Here is a 3002-nt window from a genome sequence, read left to right on the forward strand (position 1 = left end):
AGCCACGGGGAGCTGCGAGCAAGCTTTGATCCGTGGATATCTGAATGGGGAAACCCACCTAGCGATAGGTATCATGCCCTGAATACATAGGGGTATGAGGCGAACCCGGGGAACTGAAACATCTCAGTACCTGGAGGAAAAGACATCAACAGAGATTCCGCTAGTAGTGGCGAGCGAACGCGGAGCAGGCCAGTAATCATTGTGAAAGAAGCAGAACGGTCTGGAAAGTCCGGCGATAATGGGTGATAGCCCCGTATGCGTAGTGTTCATGATGGTTCTCGAGTAGGGCGGGGCACGTGAAACCCTGTCTGAACATGGGGGGACCACCCTCCAAGCCTAAATACTCCCTGATGACCGATAGTGAACAAGTACCGTGAGGGAAAGGTGAAAAGCACCCCGATGAGGGGAGTGAAAGAGACCTGAAACCGGATGCCTACAAGCAGTCGGAGCCTCTTATGGGGTGACGGCGTACCTTTTGTATAATGGGTCAGCGAGTTTCTGTTTGCAGCGAGCTTAAGCCGGTAGGTGTAGGCGTAGCGAAAGCGAGTCTGAATAGGGCGAATGAGTTGCTGGCAGAAGACCCGAAACCGAGTGATCTAGCCATGGCCAGGCTGAAGGTGCGGTAACACGCACTGGAGGGCCGAACCCACGCCTGTTGAAAAAGTCGGGGATGAGCTGTGGCTAGGGGTGAAAGGCCAATCAAACTCGGAGATAGCTGGTTCTCCGCGAAATCTATTGAGGTAGATCGTCACGTATTGCCCTCGGGGGTAGAGCACTGGATGGGCTAGGGGGACCCAAAGTCTTACCAAACCTAACCAAACTCCGAATACCGAGGAGTATGAGCGTGGCAGACAGACAGTGGGTGCTAAGGTCCATTGTCGAGAGGGAAACAGCCCAGACCACCAGCTAAGGCCCCCAAATCGTGGCTAAGTGGGAAAGGATGTGGGGATTCCAAAACAACCAGGAGGTTGGCTTAGAAGCAGCCATCCTTTAAAGAAAGCGTAATAGCTCACTGGTCTAATAGAAACCCTGCGCCGAAAATGTAACGGGGCTCAAGCCACGTGCCGAAGCTGTGGGTGCATATCTATGATATGCGCGGTAGCGGAGCGTTCCGTAGGTCTGCGAAGGAGACGGGGTGACCCTCTCTGGAGATATCGGAAGTGCGAATGCTGACATGAGTAGCGACAAACAGTGCGAGAAACACTGTCGCCGAAAGTCCAAGGGTTCCTGCGCAAGGTTAATCCACGCAGGGTGAGCCGGCCCCTAAGGCGAGGGCGAAAGCCGTAGTCGATGGGAACCAGTTGAATATTACTGGGCCTGCCAGAAGTGACGAATGCGATATGTTGTCTGGTCTTATTGGATTGACCAGGCTTTTGGAGCATTCCAGGAAATAGCTCTGGCGTATAGACCGTACCCGAAACCGACACAGGTGGACTGGTAGAGAATACCAAGGCGCTTGAGAGAACGATGCTGAAGGAACTAGGCAAATTGCTCGTGTAACTTCGGGATAAGCGAGACCCGTCCGTGGGCAACCATAGGCGGGTGGCACAGACCAGGGGGTAGCGACTGTTTAGTAAAAACACAGGGCTGTGCGAAGTCGAGAGACGACGTATACGGCCTGACGCCTGCCCGGTGCCGGAAGGTTAAGAGGAGATGTGCAAGCATTGAATTGAAGCCCCGGTAAACGGCGGCCGTAACTATAACGGTCCTAAGGTAGCGAAATTCCTTGTCGGGTAAGTTCCGACCTGCACGAATGGCGTAACGACTTCCCCACTGTCTCCAGCATCGACTCAGCGAAATTGAATTCCCCGTGAAGATGCGGGGTACCCGCGGTCAGACGGAAAGACCCTATGAACCTTTACTGCAGCTTTGCAGTGGCATCAGAGACATCCTGTGTAGGATAGGTGGGAGGCTACGAACCCGGGACGCCAGTACCGGTGGAGCCGTCCTTGAAATACCACCCTGAATTTTTCTGATGTCTAACCGAGACCAGTCTAGCCTGGTCCGGGACCCTGCATGGTGGGCAGTTTGACTGGGGCGGTCGCCTCCCAAAGTGTAACGGAGGCGCGCGATGGTGGGCTCAGGTCGGTCGGAAACCGACTGTCGAGTGCAATGGCATAAGCCCGCCTGACTGTGAGAGTGACAGCTCGAACAGAGACGAAAGTCGGCCATAGTGATCCGGTGGTCCCACGTGGACGGGCCATCGCTCAACGGATAAAAGGTACTCTAGGGATAACAGGCTGATCTCCCCCAAGAGTCCACATCGACGGGGAGGTTTGGCACCTCGATGTCGGCTCATCACATCCTGGGGCTGGAGCAGGTCCCAAGGGTTCGGCTGTTCGCCGATTAAAGTGGTACGTGAGCTGGGTTTAGAACGTCGTGAGACAGTTCGGTCCCTATCTGCCGTGGGTGTATGAGACTTGAGAGGATTTGTCCCTAGTACGAGAGGACCGGGATGAACATACCTCTGGTGTACCGGTTGTCGCGCCAGCGGCACAGCCGGGTAGCTAAGTATGGACGGGATAACCGCTGAAAGCATCTAAGCGGGAAACCCACCTCAAAACTAGGTCTCACAGGGCCGTGAAAGACCATCACGTCAATAGGCCGGGTGTACAAGCGTGGTAACACGTGCAGCTAACCGGTCCTAATCGCCCATATCGCTCACACAACGCTCTCACAAGAGAGCATACACATGCATAGCAATCATCCACGCAATCACATCATACACAAAACACCAACCTCCACACCGACACACAGTTGTCGGGTGGATCAGAAGACCTGGTGGCTATGGCGGGAGACTTCCACCCGATCCCATCCCGAACTCGGCCGTGAAACGCCCCAGCGCCTATGATACTGCATCTCAAGATGCGGAAAAGTCGGTCGCCGCCAGGTCCCCTGATCCACCCCACAAAAACACCCCACCCTCGCGGGGTGGAGCAGCCCGGTAGCTCGTCAGGCTCATAACCTGAAGGCCGCAGGTTCAAATCCTGCCCCCGCAACCA

1 tRNA gene and 2 rRNA genes (1 of these 3 cut by a window edge) are annotated in these 3002 nt (G+C 55.1%); all 3 read left to right on the top strand.

What is annotated here, in order from left to right:
• Nucleotides 1-2669: ribosomal RNA gene (locus F3J08_RS16470) — 23S ribosomal RNA — on the top strand; it begins 74 nt to the left of the window's first position.
• Nucleotides 2670-2777: 108 nt separating this feature from the next.
• Nucleotides 2778-2892 (top strand): 5S ribosomal RNA (gene rrf, locus F3J08_RS16475).
• Nucleotides 2893-2925: 33 nt separating this feature from the next.
• A tRNA-Met gene (locus F3J08_RS16480) sits at nucleotides 2926-3002 on the top strand.

The sequence above is a fragment of the Asaia sp. As-1742 genome, from assembly GCF_011753235.1.
GTDB lineage: Bacteria > Pseudomonadota > Alphaproteobacteria > Acetobacterales > Acetobacteraceae > Asaia > Asaia bogorensis_B.